This is a genomic window from Novosphingobium sp. 11B (genome assembly GCF_054589055.1).
This window is the reverse complement of record NZ_BAAILP010000323.1, coordinates 29931-54311: the sequence shown is the minus strand read 5'-3', so window position 1 is coordinate 54311 and position 24381 is coordinate 29931. Positions and strand designations below refer to the sequence as shown.

General features: G+C 63.1%; 17 protein-coding genes. 7 read left to right on the top strand and 10 right to left on the bottom strand.

Annotated features, from left to right (window positions below; translation table 11 throughout):
* Positions 1–2580: a TonB-dependent receptor gene (locus ACYPYD_RS26690; RefSeq protein WP_459666740.1), complete on the bottom strand. Its 2580-nt coding sequence runs from the start codon at positions 2578–2580 to the stop codon at positions 1–3.
* 230 nt (positions 2581–2810) lie between these two features.
* Here ACYPYD_RS26690 and ACYPYD_RS26685 point away from each other — a divergent pair, with 230 nt between their 5' ends.
* Positions 2811–3959 carry a TetR/AcrR family transcriptional regulator gene (locus tag ACYPYD_RS26685; protein WP_459666738.1) on the top strand — a complete coding sequence of 383 codons (1149 nt, stop codon included), beginning with the start codon at positions 2811–2813 and terminating at the stop codon, positions 3957–3959.
* Between the two features lie 239 nt (positions 3960–4198).
* Here the strand turns inward: ACYPYD_RS26685 and ACYPYD_RS26680 are convergent, their stop codons facing one another.
* The 3 genes from ACYPYD_RS26680 to ACYPYD_RS26670 form a co-directional block, all read right to left on the bottom strand.
* On the bottom strand, positions 4199–6661 hold the full coding sequence (locus ACYPYD_RS26680) for a TonB-dependent receptor (protein WP_459666736.1): 2463 nt from the start codon (positions 6659–6661) through the stop codon (positions 4199–4201).
* 107 nt (positions 6662–6768) lie between these two features.
* The gene (locus ACYPYD_RS26675; protein WP_459666733.1) at positions 6769–7668 is read right to left on the bottom strand and encodes a FecR family protein; all 900 of its coding nucleotides are present in this window, start codon (positions 7666–7668) and stop codon (positions 6769–6771) included.
* Complete coding sequence (locus ACYPYD_RS26670; RefSeq protein ID WP_459666731.1) at positions 7668–8201, bottom strand: RNA polymerase sigma factor; 534 nt, start codon at positions 8199–8201, stop codon at positions 7668–7670. Before ACYPYD_RS26670 ends, ACYPYD_RS26675 begins: the two co-directional genes overlap by 1 nt.
* A 153-nt stretch (positions 8202–8354) precedes the next feature.
* Between ACYPYD_RS26670 and ACYPYD_RS26665 the strand changes: the two genes are divergently transcribed.
* The 5 genes from ACYPYD_RS26665 to ACYPYD_RS26645 all read left to right on the top strand — a co-directional run bounded on the left by ACYPYD_RS26665 (position 8355) and on the right by ACYPYD_RS26645 (position 16139).
* Positions 8355–9911, top strand: coding sequence for an alkaline phosphatase D family protein (locus tag ACYPYD_RS26665; protein ID WP_459666730.1), 1557 nt, complete (start codon positions 8355–8357; stop codon positions 9909–9911).
* Between the two features lie 137 nt (positions 9912–10048).
* Positions 10049–10549 carry an RNA polymerase sigma factor gene (locus tag ACYPYD_RS26660; RefSeq protein WP_459666727.1) on the top strand — a complete coding sequence of 167 codons (501 nt, stop codon included), beginning with the start codon at positions 10049–10051 and terminating at the stop codon, positions 10547–10549.
* 1 nt (position 10550) lies between these two features.
* Positions 10551–11480, top strand: coding sequence for a FecR family protein (locus tag ACYPYD_RS26655; protein WP_459666725.1), 930 nt, complete (start codon positions 10551–10553; stop codon positions 11478–11480).
* Positions 11481–11599: 119 nt separating this feature from the next.
* Positions 11600–14626, top strand: a complete 3027-nt coding sequence (locus tag ACYPYD_RS26650) for a TonB-dependent receptor (RefSeq protein ID WP_459666722.1) — start codon at positions 11600–11602, stop codon at positions 14624–14626.
* 82 nt (positions 14627–14708) lie between these two features.
* Positions 14709–16139 carry a CehA/McbA family metallohydrolase domain-containing protein gene (locus ACYPYD_RS26645; RefSeq protein ID WP_459666720.1) on the top strand — a complete coding sequence of 477 codons (1431 nt, stop codon included), beginning with the start codon at positions 14709–14711 and terminating at the stop codon, positions 16137–16139.
* 305 nt (positions 16140–16444) lie between these two features.
* Here the strand turns inward: ACYPYD_RS26645 and ACYPYD_RS26640 are convergent, their stop codons facing one another.
* Positions 16445–17395 (bottom strand): MBL fold metallo-hydrolase, encoded by a 951-nt coding sequence (locus tag ACYPYD_RS26640; RefSeq protein WP_459666719.1) that lies wholly within the window; start codon positions 17393–17395, stop codon positions 16445–16447.
* 528 nt (positions 17396–17923) lie between these two features.
* Between ACYPYD_RS26640 and ACYPYD_RS26635 the strand changes: the two genes are divergently transcribed.
* Positions 17924–19111, top strand: a complete 1188-nt coding sequence (locus tag ACYPYD_RS26635; protein ID WP_459666717.1) for a CynX/NimT family MFS transporter — start codon at positions 17924–17926, stop codon at positions 19109–19111.
* Between the two features lie 269 nt (positions 19112–19380).
* Here ACYPYD_RS26635 and ACYPYD_RS26630 read toward each other — a convergent pair whose 3' ends face one another.
* From ACYPYD_RS26630 to ACYPYD_RS26610, 5 genes are all read right to left on the bottom strand, one after another.
* Positions 19381–20229, bottom strand: a complete 849-nt coding sequence (locus tag ACYPYD_RS26630) for a transglutaminase family protein (protein ID WP_459666714.1) — start codon at positions 20227–20229, stop codon at positions 19381–19383.
* 51 nt (positions 20230–20280) lie between these two features.
* Positions 20281–20658, bottom strand: coding sequence for a response regulator (locus ACYPYD_RS26625; RefSeq protein ID WP_459666712.1), 378 nt, complete (start codon positions 20656–20658; stop codon positions 20281–20283).
* A 106-nt stretch (positions 20659–20764) separates the two neighbouring features.
* Entirely contained in the window at positions 20765–21913 is a 1149-nt protein-coding gene (locus tag ACYPYD_RS26620; protein ID WP_459666710.1) for a PAS domain-containing sensor histidine kinase, read from the bottom strand.
* The gene (locus tag ACYPYD_RS26615) at positions 21906–22988 is read right to left on the bottom strand and encodes an alpha/beta fold hydrolase (RefSeq protein ID WP_459666708.1); all 1083 of its coding nucleotides are present in this window, start codon (positions 22986–22988) and stop codon (positions 21906–21908) included. Before ACYPYD_RS26615 ends, ACYPYD_RS26620 begins: the two co-directional genes overlap by 8 nt.
* 357 nt (positions 22989–23345) lie before the next feature.
* Complete coding sequence (locus ACYPYD_RS26610) at positions 23346–24257, bottom strand: S1/P1 nuclease (RefSeq protein WP_459666707.1); 912 nt, start codon at positions 24255–24257, stop codon at positions 23346–23348.
* Positions 24258–24381: the final 124 nt, after the last annotated feature.

The following is a 24381-nucleotide window of genomic DNA, read 5'->3' as shown; positions in this document are numbered from 1 at the left end:
TCAGTAGCTGAAGCGGACGCCGAACAGGTAGCGCGCGCCGATCTGCTCGACTTCGGTCGGCATTGCGGTGGTGCCCTGGTAGGCGATGTATTTCTCGTTGGTGAGGTTCGCGAGGTCGGCGAACAGCGTGAAGTTGTCGGTCAGCGCGTAGCGCAGCGAGACGTCGAGGTTCTCGTAGCCCTTGCGATATTCGCCGCTGCCGAAGCCGCCGAGCGAGTCCAGCCAGTCCGACCGCCACTGGTAGCTGACGCGCGCGGAAAGGCCGTACTTTTCGTAGAACAGCGAGGCGTTGGCGATCGTTTCCGACATGCCCTGGAACGCGATGTTCTGTTCGGTCGGCGTGTCGAAATCGCCGTCAAGCAGCGTCACGTTGCCCTGGAAGCCGAGGCCGTCGAGCGCGCCGGGCAGGAAGTCGAACTGCTTGAGCACGTTGAACTCGACGCCGTAGAGCTTGCCCTTGTCGCCGTTGTAGGTGCCGGTCAGCAGATAGCCCGAACGGTTGACGCCGCCGAAGTTGTAGAAGTCGGAACCAACCGGATTCTGTGCCTGATATAGCACGTTGTCGACCGAACGGTAGAAGCCCGCGAGGGAGATCATGCCGTTGCCGGGCAGGTAATATTCGATGCTGGCGTCCGCGCCCCAGGTGTATTCGGGCTTGAGCGCCGGGTTGCCTCCGCCGATGGTGCCGGGGCTGTTGGTATCATTGATCGAGGCGCCGACGCGGATCGCGCCGTAGGCAGGGCGGGACACGCCCCGCTGGCCTGCAAGGCGCAGGACGAGGTTTTCGGTGGCGGCGTACTTGATGTTGAGGCTGGGGAAGAAGTCGGTCTTGCTCGAATGGCGCGAGAGCGGGGTATAGGCTGCTCCGACCAGTACCGAGCCGGCGTTGTCGAGGACGTAGTTCTCCACGCGCACGCCGCCGACCGCCGTCAGCGGCCCGCTCTCCACCTTGGCCATGACGTAGCCCGCCAGCGTCTTCTCGCGCTGGTAGTACTTGTCGGTCGTCGGCACGTCGAGCGCGGGATCGTAGAGCCCCGCCGTCTCAAGCCTTCCAAGCAGACTGTCGATGTCGCGGCGCATTGCAACGTTGTCGACGTAGTTGAAAGTCACGCCGAGCGGAAAGCCCGTGTCCCAGGCCTTGCCGGTGACATAGCTGTTGACGTCGAACGGCTGGCCCACCGCCGCGCTCATCGCGCCGATATAGACGATGTTGGACGACGAGAAGTTGTTACCCGAAATGTCGCGGTCGATGTAGAGCCCGCCAGCCGAGAGCTTGAGGTCGCCCATCTGCTTCGACAGGTCGAGCTTGGCCGTATAGCCGTCCGAAACTGTCTTCTGGCGGGCGGTAATCATGTAGGTGCCCGAGGTGCTCAGGCTCTTCTGGTTGAAGTCGCCCACGATCGACACGATTGGGAAGCGCGGATCGGAATTGTCGTAGCTGAGCGCGAGGTTGTTCGTGCCGCTGGTCGACGACTGCACCAGCGGCAGGTAGCTGGTGTTCTCGGTCCTGGCGTAGTTGAACTTGAACGAGGCGTTGAAGCCGTCGTCGCCTTCATAATCCCCGCCGACGGTGCCGATGTAGTTGCGGTTGCGGTACTCGCCGAAGTTGAAGCTGCCCCGCAGCGGAACGCCGGTCAGGTTGCCCGACTCCAGCGTGCGGGTACCGCCGGTCGCGCGGTCGAGGCGGAACTCGTACTGGTTGCGCTGTTCATTGTCGTTGAACTCCGAGAAGATGGCCTTGGCATAGATGCGCTTGCCTTCCTCCGGCTGGTATTCGACGCCCGCGAAAAGGCCGTTGTTCCAGCGTTCGATCTCGTACTGGCGGATGTCGAATTCGGTCGGGCCGTTGGCGTCGTAGGCCCCGACCTCGCGGTTGTCGGTCAACTGCTTGCGGCGATAGTGCGAGCCGCCGATCACCACGCCGAAGGTATCGTTCGACCACGACAGGCGCACCGATCCCTGCCGCTGTTCGCCCTTGCCAAGGTCCATGAAGCCGTAACTCACGTCGCCCGAGATGTGCAGGCCCTTCTGCTCCATCGGCGAATAGGTGCGCAGATCGATCGTGGCGACGACCGCGTCGGCCTGCAGGTCAGAGGTCAGCGACTTGTTGATGACCATCTGCGAGAGCAGCACGGCGGGGATCGCGTCGAAACGGAAGGCGCGAGTGTCGCCGCCCTCGTCGACGCCGGCCATCGGTACGCCGTCGATGCTGACCGAGGTCCAGCGGTTCGGCGCGCCGCGGACCTGGATGTAGCGTTCCTGCCCCTGGTCGCGTTGCACCGCAACGGCGGGCAGGCGCGAGAGTGCGGCGGCAGCGTTCTGGTCCGGGAAGCGGCCGACAGCATCCGAAGCGGCGACGTCGGCAAGGTTGTCCATCACGCGCTTGGCTTCGATCGAATCCTGCTGGGCCGAGACGATCGAGCCGGTGACGACGATGTCCTCGCCGATGGCAGCATCATCGGCGACTGCGGCTGCGGCGTCGGCCTCCTCGGCCTGAACGAGAGTAGTGCCGGTGAGCGAGGCGGCGAGCGCGCCGGCGATGGCCGTCGAGCGCAGGAATAGGCAGGTGTTCAGTTTCACGAAAGCCCCCAGAAATGAGTCGGACCTGATCGGTTCGACGTGGCGGCTAGAACGTTTGTATGTATGTTGGATGACATGCGAAAGGACAAATCGGAACAGAACGAGCTCACAGTATTGCTCGATTGCAATTGCCGGTTCTGCTAGGTCTGTCCGGTTGAAAGCGATTATCGAGCGTCATGCCCTATAGCAGTTCTGCAGAAATTCCGTCATATGACAGACTCATCGCTACCGTGCAGGAGCAGTGGGAACTGGGTGGTGCTGCGGGTATGTCAGCCCGCCAGATCGGCGGCTTGACCGGCGCACCAGTCTCCTCGATCTATCATCACTTCGGCTCTCTGGAACACTTGTTTCTAAAGTCGCAACAAGCGTGTATCGCCGCTGCGCGGCAGTGGGGAGAAGAGCAGTTGCGCCAGTTCGATGGCTTCGCGCCATCTCCGCATGCGTTAGCCGGATTCTTTGCGCAGATCGTCGATGCGTGGTGCGAACAGAGGCGCCCGCTTGCCTTCGCATGGCGTGAATGTCAGCTGCTTGCCCAGCAATCGCCGTTGTTCCGTGAACCGGCAGAGCAGTGGTCGCACATCTGGGAGCGGTTCTGGGACGAAGCCGGGCGGCGCTTCGGACTCGGTGACGGCACGCTGGTGGCGCGGCGTGTGTTCGAGAACGAGAGCTTCCTGCACATGATCCGCTGGCGCCGGATGGTCGACCGGGCAGCGTTGGACGAAACCGCACGCTCGCTGTCGGCCTGGCTGTCGGGAACCGCGATGCCTGTTGCGCCATGGCGTGAGTACGCACGCGAGGAAGCGCTGTGTTCGATGCCCGCATTGCCCGACCGCGACGACACCGCCGCCCGGATCGTGGAGGCTGCCGCGCGGATCATCGATGAGGAGGGGCTCGCACGGCTGACGCATCGGGCCGTGGCGGATCGTGGCGGGCTGACGCTCGGAACTGTCTCGCACAAGTTCCGGACCAAATCGGCGCTGCTCGAAGCCGCATTCGAAGGCCTCTATCGTGCTAACGTCGAGCGGTTGCAGTCGGAAACTGCTGCTCGCGGTGATATCATGGGCGATCTGGCGGAACTGGTGCAACGCGGCGGCAACGCTCGGGGCAGCGATGAACTTTTCCTTGCCACCGCCCGCGACCCCGGGCTCAGTCAGTTCGGAGCCCAGCTACGCTATCTGCGCGGCCGTACTTCGCGGAGCACATTGCAGGCCCTGGTGGGCGAGCGCAGAACGGTCGGCGTCACCGAAGCCGCGCTGTTCTCAAGCTTCCTGACCTCGCAATTGCGGATTTATGCACGGGCGCAGACTGAATCGGTGCGTCCTATCCGCGCGGAACTCGCCATCCTGACACGGTTGGTTCAGCACGTTTCGGCGACCTGATGCCTTGACGGTGCTTCCGATCGCGGCATCGAAAAGCGCGCTGCGGTCGTTGGCAAGGAATGTCTTTTCCTGTTCCCGTTCAAGATTACGTAGATCCCGCTTGAACATCCTGTCGTCGATATAGCCGGCAAGGGGCTGCTATGCGCCTCGATGTCTTTCACCGATATGCAAAATCAGGCCCATCGCGGTTACGGCGACTGAAGGGTAGCTCCTACGGGAGCCACCCTTCGTTGGAAAGATCAGAAGGCGACGCGGAAGCCCACCGAGTAAGTCGCCGGAGCACCGACCAGACGAGCCGCGCCGTTCAGTTCCGGGAAGTAGACTTCATCGGTGATATTGCGGCCCATCGCATAGATCGACCAGCCGTGCGGCGACTGCAGTTCGATGCGGGCGTTGAGCAGCGTGTAGGCGGCGGAAGTGTTGTTCGGCAGCGCGTTGAGGCGGTTCGATTCCCTGCCGTGGTAGAACACGTTGACGCGGCTCTCCAGCTTCCAGCCCTCGCCGAAGCTGTAGTCGTGAACGAGGCCGACGCGGCCGGTCCATCTCGGCGCGCCCGGCAGCGGATCGCCCACGGTCGCCAGTACGTCGGCGATGCGAGCGGAATTGAACTCGGTGATCTTCGAGTAGAGGTACGTGCCCGAAGCATCGAAATCGAGCTTGTGGCCGCCTGATCGGAACAGAGTCAGGTCAAGCGATCCCTCGAAGCCGCGCGTCTTGGCCTTGCCGACGTTGGTGCGCCCGTTGGTGTCGTTGGCCAGCCGGGTAGTCGCCTGCAGGTTGTCGAAGTCGTTGGCGAAAGCATCCAGCGACAGGCGGATCGGGCCGTTGAAGTAGCGAACGCCGGCTTCGTAGGCCCACACCGTTTCCGACTGGAATGGCTCGGTTTCGGCCAATGTCATGATCGAGGTACCGTCGAAACCGCCCGAACGATAGCCACGTGCCACCGAGGCGAAGACGTTGAGGTCCGGGTTGATGAACCACTGCACCGAGGCGCGGCCCGAGACGTCGCTGTCCTTGAACTGCTTGTCCCACGAGAAGTTGTTCGTCGAGGCGAACAGCGTGTTGTAATACGTGATGTCCCACGGATTGTCATCGACGTTGCGGCCCGTGGAATCGATCTGGTCGCTGGTGTAGCGAAGCCCACCGGTAACCCGCACATCGGGGATCACCTCGAAGTCAGCCTGGCCGAAGATCGCGCCCGAACGGCGGCGCTGGCTGTGGATGTTGTGATAGATCGTGCGCGCGGCCCAGCTGGTCCACTGGCTCTGGTAGTCGATCGTGTCACTCATGATGAACGTGCCGATCACCCAGTTGAAGCGGCCCTGCTGCTCGTTGCGCATGCGCGCCTCGAAAGAGGCCTGGCTCAGCTTTTCGTCGAACAGGTATTCGTACTGGGGATAGGGCGTGCCGTCGCCGTTGCCGCCGACCTGACGCTGGCTGGCTTGCGCGCCGACCACGATGTCGAGGCGCAGGCTATCGTTCATCACGTGCGAAAGCTGGGCCGAACCGCCCTGAATGTCGATCTTCTGGCGAAAATACATCGCCGAGTAGACCTTGTAGGGATCGCTGTCCTCGCCCGCATTGAGGACGCTGCTGTCTTGGGCGGCGTTGATGCGATCGTACTGGCGGGTATCGCCCCGGTCGCGGCTGGCGAATGCTTTCAGGGTAAGCGAAGTATCAGGGCCAAGGTCGATATCCAGCGTACCGCGCGCGGCGAACAAGTCCTTGTCGCCGAAGCCCTTGCGCTCGCCAGGATCGGTGATGGCGGGAACCTGCGACTGAATAACGCCGCCCACACTCAGCCGCGTCCCGGCCAGATCCCCGGCACCCATGCCGTGCATGAAGCCGCCGCCCTGGTCGGTCATCACCGCCACGCGCATGCGAACGTTGTCGCTCAGCGGACCGCCGAAGGCGGCTTCGGCACGGAAGCTGTCGTAGCTGCCGTAGCGGGCATCGACATAGCCTTCGAAGTGATCGCTGCCGCCGCGGGTGATCGCGTTGATCACGCCCGCGGTGGTATTGCGACCGTACAGCGTGCCCTGCGGACCACGCAGCACCTCGATGCGTTCAAGGTCGAACAGCGGCATGCCGAGGTAGGCGTTGGAGCTTTGATAGACGCCGTCAACGTGCAGTGCGACCGAAGGGCTGCCGTTGGGTTTGTAGTCGTCCGCCCCGCCGATGCCGCGGATGGAGAGCAGGCCGTAGCTTTCGCCGCCGGTGCTGTAATTGATGGACAGGCCCGGAACTTCGTCGACGAGGCTGCTGAAGTCGGTGATCTTGCGCTTCTCGACTTCGTCGCCGGAAACGACGGTGAGAGCGGCGGGAACTTTGGAGAGATCTTCCTGGCGCTTCTGCGCGGTAACGACGATGTCGCTATCGGCGGTGGCGTCGGTGGCGGCCACATCACGCTTCAGGGTGCGGGGCGCTGCAGCGAGCGAGATCATACTCGAACCCTCGAACGCGATCTTCATGCCGCGCCCGGCGATCAGTCGGCGGATCGCCTCCGCGCGGGTGAAACGGCCCTTGAGCGAGGCAGAGCGCTGGCCGGCCACGGTGTCATAGGGGAACACCATCTGCACGCCGGCCTGGCGACCGAACTCGTTGAGCGAGGTCGCCATGTTCTGCGACGGGATATCGAAGCTGATGGCATGTTCGCGAGCGTTCGCCGAGGCCGCGTTGGCAGGCGAAATGGCCAGGATCATGGGTAGTGCGATAGAGTGAATTGGCATGTGCGCCCTCCGGAAAAACCGTGTCTCGAAAGGGAGATGCGTGAAATCGGACTCACCTCTATCGCAGTGCAAAAAATGGTTCAGCTTGCCGAAAGCATGATCGCACCGCTTTCGCCGCGCTTTGCGTGGATGCCGAAGGAGGCATCGAGCGCGTTCAGCAGTTCTGCCGGATCGGTATTGGTGAAGCGACCGCCAAGGCGGATGCGCGACAGCCGAGCGTCGGCCACCACCAGCTTGTCGTCGAGATAACGGTTGAACTCGGCCACCACGAATTCAAGGCTTTCGCCTTCGAATACCAATTGACCGTTCTGCCAGCTTCTGGCCCGGTCGATTGCCACCGCCTCTGCCGGATGCACCGAGATGTCGCGTCCGATGGCTTGGGCCAGCGCGCCCTCCCTTACGGCCTGGTTCTCAACGCTTGCCGCCCCCTTGAGCACCAGCAGAGCCACCGTTTCCGGTTCGCGCCGCGCGTTGAAGGCCCCGGGTTTGAGGTCGAAGCGCATACCGTTGGCGGACAGACGCAAGGGAGGCCCGGCCAGCGCGCGCACGTTCAGCGCGATCTCACCCTGATCGAGCCAGAGCGAGCGGGTTTCCCCCATGATCCGCCAACTGATCCGGGTGTCCGTGTTAAGCGAAACCCGGGTGCCGTCCTCCAGCACCACGGTGCGCCGCTCTCCCACGCTGGTCTCGGCGTGTTCGCGTGCGGCCGCCTGCATGGCGACGCCGCCTGCGATTGCGATGCCGCCCGCCGCTATGCCGCCGCGCAGCAGATTACGGCGGTTGAGGCGCACTGGCCCCAGTCGCCGCGGCTCGGGCAGCGGATCGTGCACGGTGCGCAGGCGCTCGATCTGTTCGAAGGCGTCGGCGACTTGCGCGAAGGCGACCGCGCGCCGGGGATCGGCGGCGCGCCAGACCTCGAATTCCTCGCGCGTTGCCGATCCGGCGTCCAGTGCGGCCAGCCACGCAGCCGCTTCTTCCATCAATTCGCTTGGTTTCGGCGGCGTTGCCATAGGCGTGAAATCGTCGGTCCTTCTGCGTGCGGGGGCGCTTCCTGCAACGCACTGGCCAGAATGGCCAGTCCCTTTGCAAGATGCTTCTCCACAGTAGAGACGGACAAGCCCATCCGCACCGCTATGTCGCGCGGCAACATTCCTTCGAAACGCCTCAACTGGACCACCGTGCGGGCCTGCGGGGGCAGCGTCTCCATGAGGTCCATCAGCCGCGACAGTTCGACCTGGCCGGAGACGACGGCGAACTGGTCGGGCGCGCCATCGGCGAAGTCCATCGCTTCCATGTCGGCCAGATGCTCGAAGCGCACCACCTTGGCGCGGCGGTGGCGTTCGTGTGCCAGGTTGCGGATTATAGTCAGCACGAAGCCGCGCGGGTTGGTGATCTCGCGCTGGTTTGCCGCATCGATGGCGCGGGCATAGGCTTCCTGAACCAGATCCTCGGCATCGGAAGGCGCGACAAGGCGCGCGGCCTGACGCCGGAAAGCCGCGCGATGCGGCAGCACTTCATCGATGAACCAGCGATCTGCGTCCCGTAGCCAGGCCAACGCCTTCGTCCTTTTTCGCGAACCTGGACGGGGCCGTTAGGCGGTCAGAATGACATTTCGGGGACACCCTTTGTCACATCACTGTCCGAAAAGGCGGATAGCGGCGAAGTCATGCACGATTTTCCGCAAGGCATCGGGTGGCATCGCCGGGCAGTGCTGGCCGCGATGGTCGCGCTCGGCGCGCAGGCCTTCCCCCGATTCGACGCTTTTGCCGCGAGCGCAGATCCGTTCGCGCTGGGTGTCGCGAGTGGCGATCCGGCGCAGGACGGCTTCGTTCTGTGGACGCGGCTCGTTGGCCCGGCTGCGACGCCGTTGCCCTCACGCGCCGTCCCCGTCCGCTTTGAAATCGCCGAGGACGAGGCATTTCGCCGGATCGTGCGGACGGGCGTCGAGATCGCCCATCCAGCGGCCGCTCACAGCATCCACGTAGAACTGGGCGGATTACGCCCGGGGCGCACCTACTGGTATCGCTTCCATGCGTTGGGCGCGACCAGCCCCGTCGGTCGTACGAAGACCGTACCGTTGAACGCCGACCGCCTGCGTCTCGCCATGACCTCCTGTCAGCATTGGGAACTCGGCTGGTTCCACGCCTACCGCGACATGATCGCCGCAGCGCCCGATCTCATCGTCCAGGTGGGCGATTACATCTACGAACAGGCTTACCCTGATCAGCCGAAAGTGCGCAGCTTCGGAGCACCCGACCCCGTCGACCTCGAAGGCTACCGCGCGCGCCATACGCTCTATCGCAGCGACAAGGATTTGCGAGAGGCACACCGGCTGTTCCCGTGGCTAGTCACCTGGGACGACCACGAAGTCCTGAACGACTACGCCGCGCTCGCCAATCGCGAAGGATTGCCACCGGATCTATTCGCTCCGCGTCGGGCAGCAGCCTACCAGGCCTATTTCGAACATATGCCGATCCGGCCCAGTCTGTGGCGCTCGAAACCGACGCCGCGGCTGTTCCGGGGCGTGGACTGGGGGGAGCTCGCTTCGCTCTCCATGCTGGATACGCGCCAGTATCGCAGTGATCCGGCCTGTGCCGCTCCGCAGGTGGCGCGCAACGTGAAGCTCGATCACTGCCAGGAACGGCACGGCGCCGATCGATCCATGCTGGGCACGGCGCAGGAAGCATGGCTTGGCCAGCGTCTCGAACGTGAACGCCGTCCCTGGACCCTGCTGACCCAAGGGGTGTTCTTCGCTCCGCTGGCCTTGGACGGGACGGGCGAGACAGTATGGAGCGACCAGTGGGACGGCTACCCCGCCGCCCGAGATCGACTGACCCAAAAACTGGGCCGGCCATCCATCAACAATGCCGTCGTGCTTAGCGGCGACATTCACAGTTTCTGGGTCAATGATCTCAAGCACGGCCCGGCTTCAGGTCCAACGGTCGGCACCGAGATCGTGACGTCCGCTCTGGCTGCGCAATCGCCGCCTCCGGGACGTTTCGGGGATGTTCTGGCCAACAATCCGCACATCCGGTTCAGCGATGTACGCCATACAGGATATGTCCTGATGGAAGTCGATAGGCATCGGATGAGCGCACAACTCAGGCAAATCGACGCACGAAAGCGTGATGCACAGCCAAGTGTCCTGGCAATTGTCGAGCAGGAAGCGGGGGGCAGGAATGAACCTGCCGCTGTTACATCGGTATCCTCGCCTGACCCCTGAGCGTAGCCTGGTTGCGGATCTTAAAGTCCAGACCTCTGCCGGATTGCATCCATCTTCCCGCATAATTGCGTTGAAGCGTCATGTGCTGGACTTGGATGTGTCATCAAACCGCATTTTCGCTTTTCTAAGTGGCCCCGATGGGGTTCTCGAACGCATCGAAGTACGCCCCGGGCTCGGCGTTCAGTTGGGCGCGGTTGCGGGATCAGGTCGCGCGCATGACGCGGCGTGACGATGCCGAGGATCTGCTGCATGATGCATGGGTCAACGTCACCACCGGCTCGACCCTTGCGCGCAATGCCGACGCGCTTCTGGCTCGTGCGGCGACCAATCGCGGCATCGATGCCCACCGTCGTGAGCGACGGGCCAAGGAAACTCTCGTCTGGGATGCGGATGTGGCTACCGTTGCGGATGAGCATCCCCTGCAGGACGAGGTGCTTATCGCGCGCGAACGGCTCGACCGCCTGCGCGTGGGGGTCGAGGCGCTAAGCCCTCGAACCCGGCAGATTTTCTTGATGTATCGGCTGGACGGCCGTAAATATCGCGAAATCGCCGAGGAACTCGGCATCAGCCAGAGCGCCGTCGAAAAGCACATTGCCAAGGCGATGTCGCACTTGGCCGAGTGGATGGAGAAATGGTGACGTGATCTTCCGCAGCAAGCCGGAGAATAGGAACCGGCAGGCGGCGGACTGGCTGGCTCGACTGCACGCGGATGACCGATCCCCTCGGGACGAGGCGGCATTCCATGCGTGGCTGAAGGCCGATCCGTCACACGCCCGTGCATTCGAGAATGCGTCCACGATCTGGGACGCCGTTGGCGGTCTTCGCGACGACCCGCGGCCCGCGCCCCCGCGGCAGCCGGAGCGCGTGTCCCGGCGCGCGGTGATGGCGGGCGGGGCCGGTCTGGTGCTGACTTGCGGGCTGGGGCTCGGCTGGCAGCAGGCCCGCGCGGGCGTGTACGAAACCAGTGTCGGCGAACAGCGCCGCTTCGTGCTGGACGACCGCACGCGCATCATGCTCGATACGAACACCCGCGTGCGCTTCACGGCGAGTTCCTCGCAGCGCCTGCTGACGTTGTCATCGGGCCGCATCGATGTCGAGATCGCAAGGGATGTGCGGCCCTTCGTCATCGAAGCGGGCGACAGGAGCGCGGTCGCGCAATCGGGCAGGCTGGACTTGCGCCGGGACGACGACGTCGTGCTCATCACCGCAGTGCAAGGCAGCGCACAGGTGCAGTCGGCCGGTGCCCGTGTCGAGCTCGCGACGGGACATCGCATCGCCATGGAGCCGGGCCGGCAGGACAAGCTCGACCGGCCCGAGATCGACGACCTGCTGGCATGGCAGAGCGGACGACTGGCATTCCGCGACGAAACCGTGGCGCAGGCGGTGGCGGAGATGAACCGCTACAGCAGCCGCGAACTGGTCGTCGCTGATCCTCGCGCCGCCGACCTGCGCCTGAGCGGTGTCTACCGCGTCGGTGACCCCGAGGCGTTCGCACGCTCGCTGGCGGTCCTGCTGCCCGTCGAGATTGCGGCAGAGCCGGACGTGATCCGGATTGCGACGGCTCGCTGAATCTGCCCGCTGAATTTGCCCGCTCAATTTTATTTGCGTCCGGGGGTGAGGAAAAGGCCGTCCAGAACGACGACGCAGTAAGCGGCGCTCACGGCGGGCGTCCGGACGGGGTATCGGACATGACTTCTTTCAAACGGCAGCTTTGCCGGTCGGTGGCGCTTGCGCTGGTTCTTTCGGGCACGTCTCTGGCGACCTCCGTGCATGCTCAGTCACGGCAGGTGCGTGTTGCCATCGCCGCGCAGCCGATGGATCGGGCGCTGGAGCAGCTTGCCCGCCAGAGCGGGCAGGACATCCTATTTACGCGCGATGCCGTGGCGCGCCTCAAAGCACCGGCCGTTTCCGGCGAGTTCGATGCGGAAACGGCCGTTCGCCGCCTGATCGCGGGCACTTCGCTGACGGTCGTGCGCGACCGCTCGGGCGCGCTTATCGTCCGCCCTCTGTCGGCGGCGGCCGCGCAAACGCCCGAAATCGCGAGCGGCGAGCCGACCCCGGCCAGTGAAATCGTGGTAACCGCGCCGTTTTCGGACGGTGTCGAGCGTTCGCTGGGTGTGAAGCGCAATGCGGATTCGATATCGGACGCGGTCGTCGCCGCCGATATCGGCAAGCTCCCGGCCTTCAACGTGGCCGAAGCGCTGCAGCGCGTGCCCGGCGTGACCATCGTGCGCGAAGCGGGCGAAGGCCAGTTCATCAGCGTGCGCGGGCTCGGGCCGAATTTCCAGGCGGTGACGTTCGACGGCATGCCGCTCGCCTACAACGAGAACATCCGCAACTCCGGCCAGTCCGGCCGCCAGTTCCGCCTTCAAGTGCTGCCTGCCACGCTGATCGACAGCGTCGTCGTCACCAAGTCGCCCACGGCCGACCTGGTCGAGAGCGGTATCGGTTCGACGGTCGATATCCGGCTCATCAAGCCGCTTGACCGGGATCCCTTCGTCGCCGCCAATGCCTATGCGGGCTATGAGGAACGGACCGACACGATCAATCCGAACGGCACGATCTCTGCCGGCTGGCGCAATGAGGACAAGACCTTCGGCGTACTGGCGGGCCTGTCCTACTCGCGCCGCAAGGTCCAGTTCGATCGACTGCGCATGGGGTGGCAGGACGCGGAAGTAGAGGGCCTGGGAACCCTGCGCGTGCCCGGCGACGCCCAGCCCTACCTGGAGACCGAGGATCGCGAACGCATCAGCGCCGTCGTCGGCTTGCAGTGGCGTCCCTCCTCGACCTTCGAGATCGACGTCGACGGGCTGTTCTCGCAGTTCAACAATGAGACGACGGAACGCCGCCTGACCTACTACATCCCCAGCCAACTTTCGCGGCTGGACCTCTCGACCGCGGTTGTCGAGGACGGCAGGCTGGTGGCGGGCACGATCCGAGGCGCACGTATTCGCAATTACAGCGAATACATGGACCAATCGCACCGGAATCTCCAGCTCAACACCACGATCAAGCTGGACCTTGGCGATTGGCATATCGAGCCGCGCGTCAGCTATGCGCGGGCGAGTAGCGATCTAGATACGCCGATCCAGCGCGTGCAGTACCGCACGGCCAGCGGCCGAGGCGGCAACCTTACGTTCGATTTCAGCGGAGATGTCCTGAAGGAGGGCCGGGTTACTTCGCTCTATACCGACCTCGATCTGACCGACCCCTCGCTCATGCCGTTCGAGAGCTTCGCAGTTCGCCCGATCAATTCGATCGACGAGGATAAGAGCTTCGTGCTCAACGTCTCGCGCGGGATGGACTTCGACGTGGGTGGCCTTCGCTTCTCCAGGATCAGGTTCGGTGGCCAGGTCTCCGACCGCTACCGCGACTACCAGCGCCGCGACCGCAACAACGCCATCCTGCGCGACGGGTTTACCCGCACTGATGACTTCCTGCTGCATCCGGTCCCGGGCAATGCCTTCGACCAGTCGATCGTGAACCGGCAGGCATGGACCAACGTGGACTGGGCGCTGTTCAACCAGGCCTACACGCTCGGCAGCGAATATGACGGCGTGAGCCCCGATGCCTCGGACCTCAAGCCGACGGCGGCCGACCTCCAGAACTCCTATCGCATCGGCGAGAAGATCCAGGCGCTCTACGGCCGCATCGATTTCGAATCCGACGTGGGCGACGTGCCGGTCTCCGGCAACTTCGGCCTGCGTTACGTGCGCACCCAGACCGACGTGCGCGGCACCACCATTGCGCCCGTCGCGGATGGTTCGGGAGGCGTAACCACCGAAGTCCTGCCCACGATCACGCGCGCGACCTATGCCGAGTTCCTGCCCAGCGCGAACGCGATGTTCAAGTTCTCGGACAACGTGCAACTGCGTCTGGGCGTGGCGCGCACGATGACGCGCCCGTCGCTCTCGGAACTGCGCAATTCGATCAACACGAACAGCGTCACCGTGACAAGCATCTACAACCAGGGTGCGGCGGCGCTGGATGATCCGACGCTGAATCTGCAGGCATCGGGCGGAAACCCCAACCTGCGGCCCTACACTTCGTGGAACTTCGACGCTTCGTTCGAATGGTATTTCGACAAGTTCGGTGCGTTCACCGTGGCCGCGTTCCACAAGGACATCAGCAACTACATCGCATCCGACTTCGAGACGCGCACGCTGGCCTTCGCCGTCAACGACGGTTCCACGCTGCCGGTGGACATTCTGGTCGCCACCCCGACAAACGTGGGCGATGCGGCTATCTCCGGCGTCGAGTTCGGCTACACCAACAAGCTGCCGTTCGGTCTCGGCGTCACCGCGACGGCGACTTTCGCAACCTCCAAGCTGGAACTGAATACCACCGGTGTCGGCATCCAGTCGGCAGGTATCCAGGGTGTTTCGGATGTCAGCTACTCGATCACGCCCTTCTTCGAGACGGGACCGTTCGAGATCAACGTCAGCTACACCTATCGCAGCAACTACATGACCGATTCCGGTGCGAACGTGACCTCGCTGCCCAGCCCCGAGGACGTCGTGGCGTATTACCAGAAGGGCTTCGGGATCGTCGATCTCGGCGCCAGCTACAAGATCAGGCCCAATATCGAGATGTTCATGCAGGCCGTGAACGTCCTCGACGAACGGCAGGTCTCGTTCGCGGGCAGCGAAAGCGAAGTCAGCGAGATCCACACGTTCGGCCGGACCGTGAATTTCGGCGTCCGCGCCAAGTTCTGATCCCGTTCCCCAATTGACCTGCGGGCATCGTGCCGAAGTTTCGGCGCGGTGCCCGTATTCCCATTGAAAGCCCACGCGACCGATGATGCGTTCAGGACGGCTTCTTGCCTCGGCGATTGTTCTTTTACATGCCTTGCCGGCCTATGCCGATGAACCCAGCCAACGGCGCTGGCTGGCGGGCGATCATCATGTGCACAGCATCTACAGCGCCCGCTACGAAGCGGATCCCGAACATCCCGGGCACCTGCAGGATCCCGTGATCGGCGGCGATTCTTCCCATACGACCCTGCAGAACGTGGAGATGGCGCGCCGCTTCGGGCTGGACTGGATGGTCACCACGGACCATGGAGGCCCCAGGCATTCCGCGCTCAACCATGATCGTGCCTGGCCGGATGTCGTGGCGGCACGCAAGGCGGTGCCGGACGTGGTCCTGTTTTACGGCATGGAATTCGACGTTCCCGGCGGCGAGCATGCAAGCCTAATCCTCCCAACCGATGCGACCGAGCGCGCCACGTTGCGGGATATCGAATCCCGCTTCGGCAAGCGCGAGGCGTTTCCTGCCGACCCCTCACGCAATACCAAGGCGAGGATGATCGAAGCGTTGCGATACATGGCCGGACTGCCCGTCCCGCCGGTTCTCATCGCCAACCATCCCTCCCGAACGGCGACCGGCTATGGCGAATGGGGCCTGCACACGCCTGCAGAGTATCAGGCGTGGCAGAAGGCCGCGCCGAATGTCGTATCCGGCATGGAAGGCGCGCCGGGGCATCAGGCTGGTAGACCGGAAACGGGCAAGGACAAGGCGCACGGCTCTCGCGGCCTGTATGGCGGCTTCCGCACCATGGGTGGTTTCGACCAGATGGTCGCCCGTCTGGGCGGTGCCTGGGATACGCTTCTCGGGAGAGGGCTGCATTGGACCATTACCGCCAACTCGGATTCACACGGTCACTGGCGTGAGGGCGGCGCGGACTTCTGGCCGGGGGAGTATTCCAAGACCTGGGTTTTTGCCGAGCCGAACGCTTCGGACATACTCGATGGCCTGCGCAATGGGCGCGTTTTCGCCGCCACCGGCAATCTGATCGACCGACTAGACGTCAAGGCGGCAGCCGGACCGACATCGCCAAGGACCGCGACCATGGGGCAAACGCTGGCGATACGCGACGGTGACGAACTCGATATCTCCATTCGCTTCCGTCCCGTGCGCACTCCGAATGCCGGTGGGCAAATCCCGAAAGTCGATCACCTCGACCTGATCGCAGGAGGGGCTTCGGGCGGTAAGGGTGACCACAACGACAGTACCCGGATCGTCAGACGCTTCACGTCGCGTGACTTTCGGACAGATGGCGAAGATATGCTCGTATCTCTGCGAATGAAGGTTTCGGAAGAAACAACCTATCTGCGCGTTCGCGGCACGAGCACGCGGCAGGGTGAACCAGAGTCTGATGTCGCTGGAGAGGATCCCTGGCGCGACTTGTGGTTCTATTCCAACCCGATCTACCTTTCGGGTAAGTAGGGTCTAGGCGGAGTTTCCACCGGCTTGCCTAGCCGCGCATTTTGATCAGATATGCAGTATCTGTCGGCTTCGTTGCCGAGGCCCGATATCAACCCAACGGATCGGAAAAGCGCAAGCTGGACGGGAGACGACATGATGGAAATAGCGGCCAAGCAGCAGCATCGCTCTAAACTTGACGATCGCCTCATGATCAGAATTGAGCATTCGAAGTGCAATGCGGTCGGTCCGCACCTGGGATCGGAAAATCGGTGACTGAACGGCCGCTAAGGGTCGCGGGCTGACCAACCTGCTGCTCGCGGCAAATGTCAGGAGATACCAAAAATGTAGCGCGTTCCAACAACCGAGCGAATTACCCTTTCCGGCATTGCCGCCATTGCGGCAGAGATGAACGCCTCTCCGCTGCAATGGCCGGGAATGACGTAGTCCGGAGCCAAGGCTTGCATCATGGTGAGCGTTGCCAGCGCCTGATCGCGGGTTTGCGGCGGAATAAGATGGAAACCGCCGACGATCGCGTGGATCTTATCGATACCCGATACCGCCTGCGCACGCCGTGCCGTGTTGATGATACCACGATGGCTGCACGACCCGATCACCACCAGTCCGCGTCCCGCTACATTGAAGACCGTACCAAGCTCATGCTCGGCGTCATCAACCACGAAGGTTTTGTCGCGCTTGGCCGGATCGAGCAGCGCGCGATCGCAATTCTGCCCCGGGAGCATGCCAGTGGGCACACGCGGATGCTCGGCAGATACAAACGGGATCTTGCCCGTGGTGAATCCGGATCCCACAACGAGCTTTGGCTCTCCCGAAACGACAAGATCCAGTCCGGCATTTCGGATAGCCTGAAGATCGATAGCCCCGAACGAGGGGCCATCCGGGTCCGTGCCCCGGATGCGCGCGCAGAACGCTTCCTCGCCGCCGACGAACAGCGGCGTACCACGCCGGACCTTCCCACCGGCCAGCAAGCCCTCCAACCCACCGAAGTGATCATAATGGCCATGGCTGAGGACCATCGCGTCGATCGTCTCGGGCGCGATCCCCAGCAGCAGCATATTGTTTAGCAGCGCCGCCGACGTGTAGCCGAAATCAATCAGAATCTTGTGCGACTTCCCACCAGTGGACGCGGCCGCAAGCATTGAGTAGCCCCATTGGCCGGCGAAAGCTGTGCGATAGTCGGCGGTAAGCGGCGGAGGCATGACATGGAGGTCGGGCCGACTGATGGGCATACCGAAGACGCCGGTTGTGCTGTCGATCAATACGGTTAGCTCGAGCCGCTCAACCGAGGGGACTGAAATCCCATCGCTCGCGCGGAGAGGCGCTACAGGGATGAGTGAAGCTCCAGCCAGCGCCAGTAGGGATCGGCGGGTAAGCTCCACGATATCCTCCGAGAAATCTCGAGCCAGTGCGCCCAGATCATGAAAGCACCACTACCTTAGCATGTCGTCTTTCAGGCGCGGGCACAACACCGATGAAGGACTGGCATTGGTCGATGGCGGCCATCTCGAAAATGATCGAGCACGGGGAAAGGGGCGGCCCAATCGCCTCTCTGCGGTATATATACCTTTTTATCGATGCTCTTCGGCTGTCGGTAGATTCCGATGTCCGCCGCGACAAACCACCGAATGAGAGAGCGTCCTTGTTGACGCGGTCATCTGACATACCTACCTGCAACAACAGACGAGCCGGTCGACACGGCTGCTCGCGTAAGCGTTAACGTCAACCAACGCACCACGATCACGAAGCCTCCCCGTTAAGGTGTGCCTCGTGCTGTGCCGGGTTGATCGATGCTGCCTCCTACTGAATCCTCCGTTCGCCGTTCAAGCTTTGTCCTCGCTGCGGGCATCGTCCTGATCGGCGCGAACCTGCGTGCGCCGATCACCGTGCTTGGACCGGTGCTTACCGACATCCAGACCACGTTGCATCTGGACGGCGCCGCCGCTGGCTTGCTGAACGCGCTTCCTTTGCTGCTCTTTGCGGTCCTTTCGCTGATCGCGCCTGGCGTCGGCCGTCGCCACGGGCTCGAACTCATCCTCGGTGCCGCGCTGGGCGCCATCCTGGTGGGCACGTTGCTCCGCTCGCTATGGCTGCCATCCGGTCTGTGGATCGGCACGATCCTGCTCAGCGCCGGCATCGCTTTTGGCAACGTCCTGCTGCCCGGCCTCGTCAAGCGCGACTTCCCCGACCGTGCCGCCGGCATGATCGGCCTCTACGCCGCGGCGATGGCGGGTATGGCGGGCCTGTCCGCAGGGCTGGCGGTGCCGATCGCGCGACTGCCCTTCGCAGACTGGCGCTGGTCGCTCGGCGCGTGGGCATTGCTGTCGCTCGTGACGCTGATCGTCTGGTTGCCCCAGATGCGTGGGCGGCAGCACCATTTCGCTGCGGCTTCTTCCAGTACTCCGGTGGTATCGCCTTGGCGACATCCGATCGGCTGGCAGGTGTCGCTCTTCTTTGCGCTCCACTCGCTGGTGTTCTACGCGATCGTCGATTGGTTCGCCTCCTATGTGGGTGAAGCGGACGTCTCCGCAGGCACTGCCGGTGTATATTTGCTCGCCTATCAGGTGGTGGCGGTCGCGACCAATCTCGGCAGCGCCTCACTGATCCGGCGCTTCGCCGATCAGCGACTGCTCGGCTTCGTATGCGGCGCCTGCCTTCTTGTCGGCACCGCGGGGCTGCTCGTTCGGCCTGACCTGTCGCTTCTCTGGCTCATCGCGGCGGGGCTCGGCGCTGGTATCGCGATGGTGACGAGCCTGTCGCTGTTCGCGCTGCGCACACGCGACCATCATCAGGCGGGCGCCCTATCCGGCATGGCACAGTTCATCGGCTATGCCGGTGCTGCTACCGGACCGCTGCTGGTCGGCGTGCTTCACGATGCGACTGGCGGCTGGACCGCACCGATGACGCTGCTCATCGTCGCAAGTACGCTCGTGATCGTGTTCGCGACGCTCGCGGGACGCGACCGGACCATTCGGTAGCGTGTCGCGCTCTGCGGAAAGGCCGCAGCTGGGCGCTTCTTGTCCGGCAGTGTTATGACGCTCGGTAGGTGGCTTCTGTCGGATCCGGACGTTCGCGCCGTTAGGGGGGAACGGCAAAATCTGGTCGGCTGCCGACCCGACGGCTGTGACTGCGGGCCGCGCCGTCGGCAGGAAAGGGGCGTTGAGTTAGCGCCTATGAGGAGGCCTTGCCCTCGTAATCCCTCATTGCGTCTCGCTGAACCTACGGTCGGCGACCGCTCCGTTGCTGTCTAGATGGCCCGGACCTTTACACTGACGCTCATTGCAAGAGCATCATCGGGATGACCGACATAGCCGCCAGTGACCGGCATGATCTGGCGATTGCTTTGACCAACGGCGACCGCCACGAGCTGCGCCGATCCCATGCGTCGATGGGTTGGATCGAAGGCAACCCAACCCGCGCCCGGCAGGAAGATTTCCGCCCAGGCGTGCGTTGCACCACCGTCCGCAGCGATAACGTCCGGATCATAGAGATAGCCCGAAACCGCGCGGGCGCCGAAACCGCGATGCCTCGCGGCTTCGATGAACAGAGCTGCAAGATCACGACATGATCCGCTGGCAAGCGCCAGCGTTTCGTCGGGCGATTGAGTGCCTTCCTCGTCGCGTACCCGGTAGGCGACCGAACCGAGAATGCCGGCATTGAGATCCTTGAGGAGCGACAGCGTGTCGGTCGCAGGTCCTGCGACAAACCCTGCAACCCAGGCCGCGAGCCGATCGTAGACGGCCGTGGTCGTCGCCAAACTACCTAGGTCGCGAAGGTCGTCGGTCGTATAAGCGAACGGATAGCGATGGGCGGCGGGGTCGATCAACAGGATCGGCCAGGCCGGCGCACATTGTTCGACCTCCATTTCGCCGAGAATGACGAGTTCGTCAGTCGGTGACCTGAAACTCGCAGTCGCGATCATGTTTCCAAACACGTCCTGCGACCAGGCCAGCGCCGCGTCCGGCGTGCAGCGAAGCGACGATTGCAGCAGCGTCAGCTCGTGGCCGCTGCGAGGCGTCATCAACAGGCGTTGCGGGAGGATCTCGACGGGCTGCCGGTAGCGATAGCGGGTCTCATGTCGGATGTGCAGCTTCACCGCCCATGGTCCCAGCCCGGCATCACGCCGCCCTCACGGCCCACCGCGGCATCAGGCACCGGCATCCAACGTCGCCTGGATCGTCGCGATGAGCCGTTCGCGGGTCCACGGCTTGCGGACAAACCGGCCATGCTCCGGGAGTGCGTTCCCTTCGATGTGGTGATGGCCGGACGTAAGCAGAAGGCGAACCCTTGGCCAGCGGTCTCGGACCAGCTGAGCCAGTTCGAGGCCATTCATACTGCCGGGCATATCGATATCTGAAAACAGGAGATGCACGTCCTGCTGCCCCTGAAGCAGAATGATCGCCTCATCGGCGGTCTCGGCTTCCAGAACGGTGAAGCCGGCATCCTCCAGGATGTCGACGCCATGCATTCGGACGAGCACATTGTCTTCGACAACGAGGACGGTTTGATTATCATCTGCTGGCATCACGGCTCTCCTGTCCGTCATGCTCGGGACAAGCCGCGGACTAACTAAATGCTTCAGAGGGTGGTTCGGCCCCAAGAAGACCCCGCTTTTCTCGATAGAGGCCGATTCAGCCCGAAAGCGGCATCCGGAATGTGAAGCGGGTTTCCGCCGCATCAGACGCGACCGTCAGCGTGCCGCCATGCGCCTTGGCGATCTCCGAGGCTATGTGGAGCCCCAGGCCAAGGCCCTCGCGGCTGGGACCCAGCTCACCCCGGAAAAAGGGTTGAAACAGGCGCGCCTGCGCTGCGTCCGAAATAGGCTCGCCCCCATTGGCGACGCTGATCTCCAGGAATCCAGCCTCCGTCTTCGCTACGACCCGGATCGGCTGGTCGGCCGCTCCGTGGGTCACAGCATTACCGACAAGGTTGGACAGCATCTGAGCGATGCGCGAGCGATCGCAGTCGATCGGCTCCATCAGGTCGTAGCCTGTTTCGATCGTGCGCTCGGGCGTCACCGAGCGCAGCTCGCCGACGACCTGGCGCAGGGTCGGCTCAAGCGGTTCGTTCGTGTTGCGCACCAAAGTCAGTCCGCCGCCGAGCCTGCCGCGTGCGAAGTCGAGAACATTGTCGATCAGGCCGACGGCGCGAATGACGCTGCCTTCCATAAGGGTGGTCACTTTCTGCCCCCGAGCGCTGAGCGTCTCCTTGTCGAGCAACCGCAAGCCGCTCGCGATCGAGGCCAGCGGGTTGCGCAGATCGTGCCCCAGCACGGCTATGAACTGGTCGCGCAGCTCCGAGATGTCGCGTTCGACTACGGCCTCCGCCCGCGCAGAGTTGCGATCGGCGAGCAAGCCCTGTTCGTAGAGCCGGCGCTCGGTAGCCTTGAAGATGGTGAAGCGAATGAAGGTCGGTCGGTCTTCAGTGCCGGGTCGCTCGACCGCGTTGAGCAGCACGGGCATCTTGGTCCCGTCGGTGCGGACGAGATCGAGTGCGACTTCGCTGATCTTCCCTTGCAAGTGGAGCGAGGGCGCCAGATGGGTCTCATAGAACACCTTGCCGACGATCGGGAGCAGATCGGCAAAGCGCCGCCCTTCGAACGACCCGGTGCTGCTACCCATCCAGTCGGCGAACGTCCGGTTTGCGCGCACGATCCGGCCTTTGCCGTCGGTCGAAAGATAGCCGCACGGTACGTTCTCGAAGAGATCCTCGAAATCTTCGATCGGAGCACCAGACGGGGGCGTTACGGGCGTCACGATCCGGCGCGTCGGTTCAGACAAAGGCTTTGATCGCCGCGATCGTTTCGGCGGGCGCGCTCAGATGGGGGCAATGACCAGTCGCGTCGATCATGACGAGTTCACTGCCGACAATGGCATCGCGCATATATTCGCCGACGCAGACTGGCGCGATCACATCCTCGGCGCATTGGAGGATGAGCACGCGTGCCTCGATACCCGTTAGGTCGGCACGGTTGTCGGCAAGGAAGGTCGTGCGAGCAAAGCTCTTGGCGATATCGGGATCGGTGCGGCAGAAGCTTGCCGTCAGTTCCTCGCTGAGTTCGGGACGATCCGGATTGCCCATGATCATCGGCGCCATCGCTTGCGACCAACCGAGATGATTGGAGTCGAGAAACTCTAAGAGTTCGAGAATCTGCGGCTCGGTGAAGCCGCCGACATAGTTGCCATCGTCGATATAGCGCGGTGACGGGCCGACCAGCACGAGGCGATCGAACAGCTCGGGGGCTTGGCGAGCCGCCAGCACACCGATCATCGCGCTGACCGAATGGCCGACGAAAATGCCGTTTTCGATACCGAGTTCACGCGCCAGCGCGACGACATCCTCGGCATAGCCGTCGAGCGTCGCATATTTGACCGGATCATAGGCTCCCAGATCGGAACCGCCGGCCCCGACGAGATCGAACAGGATCGTGCGGTGGCTGGCGTCGAAGGCGGGCGCGACGTTACGCCACATATTCTGGTCGCAACCGAAGCCGTGCGCGAAAACCATCGGAGTGCCGACACCGGGGCCGACGCTCGCATTGAGACGCTCCGCGATTGTTGCGTTGTTCTCAACCTGACGGCTAGTCGAGACCGCCACGGGAGCAGCAATTGGGCTGGCATTCCTCACGCTCGATTCCACCATCTTCATTCGCCGCTCCAGATTGGACGCCGGTGCCTCGGATAAGGTCGGCGGCACCGGTGCGAAAGGCAGCATCGGCAGATTATCTTCTATCCATAACAAACACCAATCGATCGCGCTTGTTCCGATTGCGAACTGACGCTTCTCATCGCGCGCCACGCGAGAGGCTCGATAGATCCAATCGACTCTCCCGTCGCTTACGGGCACGTCGTTCATTCCGCGGTCTACCGCTCACCTTGGGTTACGGTTAAACGCCTCATCGTTAATCGCGTAGCCCAAAACCGCGACAATCGCTGCGAGATCGTCAACTGCTCGGCGAACAACCGGCCCTGGTCGACACCTGCCGGAATACCGGACCTTCCGCACTTGGGGATCAGGATTTGCACCCTGAGCGTCTTACAAGGGTCGGCACCTCCCGTCGCTCAATTGCTTGCCGGATATGGCTCTTTCTTCAATGTAGCCAGCGACCAGCCCCAGGGCCATCACGCAAACTTCAGACCAGCCACACCGGTCTGGGATCGATCAGGGGGATTTCCAGCTCGCAGACGAGCCGGAAATCATGTCATGTCGGTATCAAGAGCCCAGCGTCTTCACCAGCAGTTCGGCCAGACGAAGTCCCGCCTGTTTGAGCCGATATGATGCGAGGTAGTAATTCTTCGTCTCGTAGTCGGCAGGAAGCGTCTTGGCGGCGGATGGGCAGGTGATGCCGGTCCGACCACCGCAGGCGACGACCTTGTAGGCATCGTTTGCGCTGGGCGTTACCGGATCGATGAAAATGTATTTCTTCGACAGGTTGCGGCTTTCCACGGCCCAGTCACGCGGAGTGAGGCCGGTGGGCGGCGCGAGCGAGGCATCGTCCCAGAGCTGCCGGCCCAACTGGATCGCGGTCAGGCCGTGCTTCTTGACGATGGCGTAGTCCCATACGGAATGGACATCGGTGGTCGTTGCGGCGCCGTTTGCGTCCACATTCAGCACTCCGCCCGGAATCAGCACCTTGTCCTGTGCGCCGCCTGGCTCGGAACCATGCAGGGGCTGGTGAAGATCGCCGACCAGGTGGAGCAGGAATTTCACCGCTTCCTGACGCTGCTGCCTGCTGTTGGCGGTGTTCTTGAGGATGCCGGCATAATAAGCGATCGCCTTGTCGGCGCAGCTGATTGCGGGCTGATCGGCAATGCAGGCGGGATCCGACGCCTGAGGTACAGCGCCCAGAACCGGGATACGGACCGTGTGGATGAGGTTGGGATAGGATTCGCGCACGTCGTCCGCCCAGCCGGCCACGGCTTCGTCGTAGAATTCGGCTCCGTCGAGCAGTTCGGAAATCGTATTCCACACGGCGCGATTGTCAGTCTTGAGCTTGGCTTCCGCGACAAAGCCAATTGCCGCATGCCCGGTACGCGTCCATGCCTGCGCGGGCGTCGCCGTCATCAGAAGGGCAACCAGCGCAGCGCAGAATGGCTGCTGCAGCCGTTTCGTGATCTTCAGCATCGATCCACCTGTCCATAGCGAGAGGGAAAATCGATCCATCACGGCAGGCAAGCATCGCCGCCGCCGGGAAGGATCGCTGGATAGATGCCGAGAGGAACGGATATCCTCCATGCGGCGAACACCT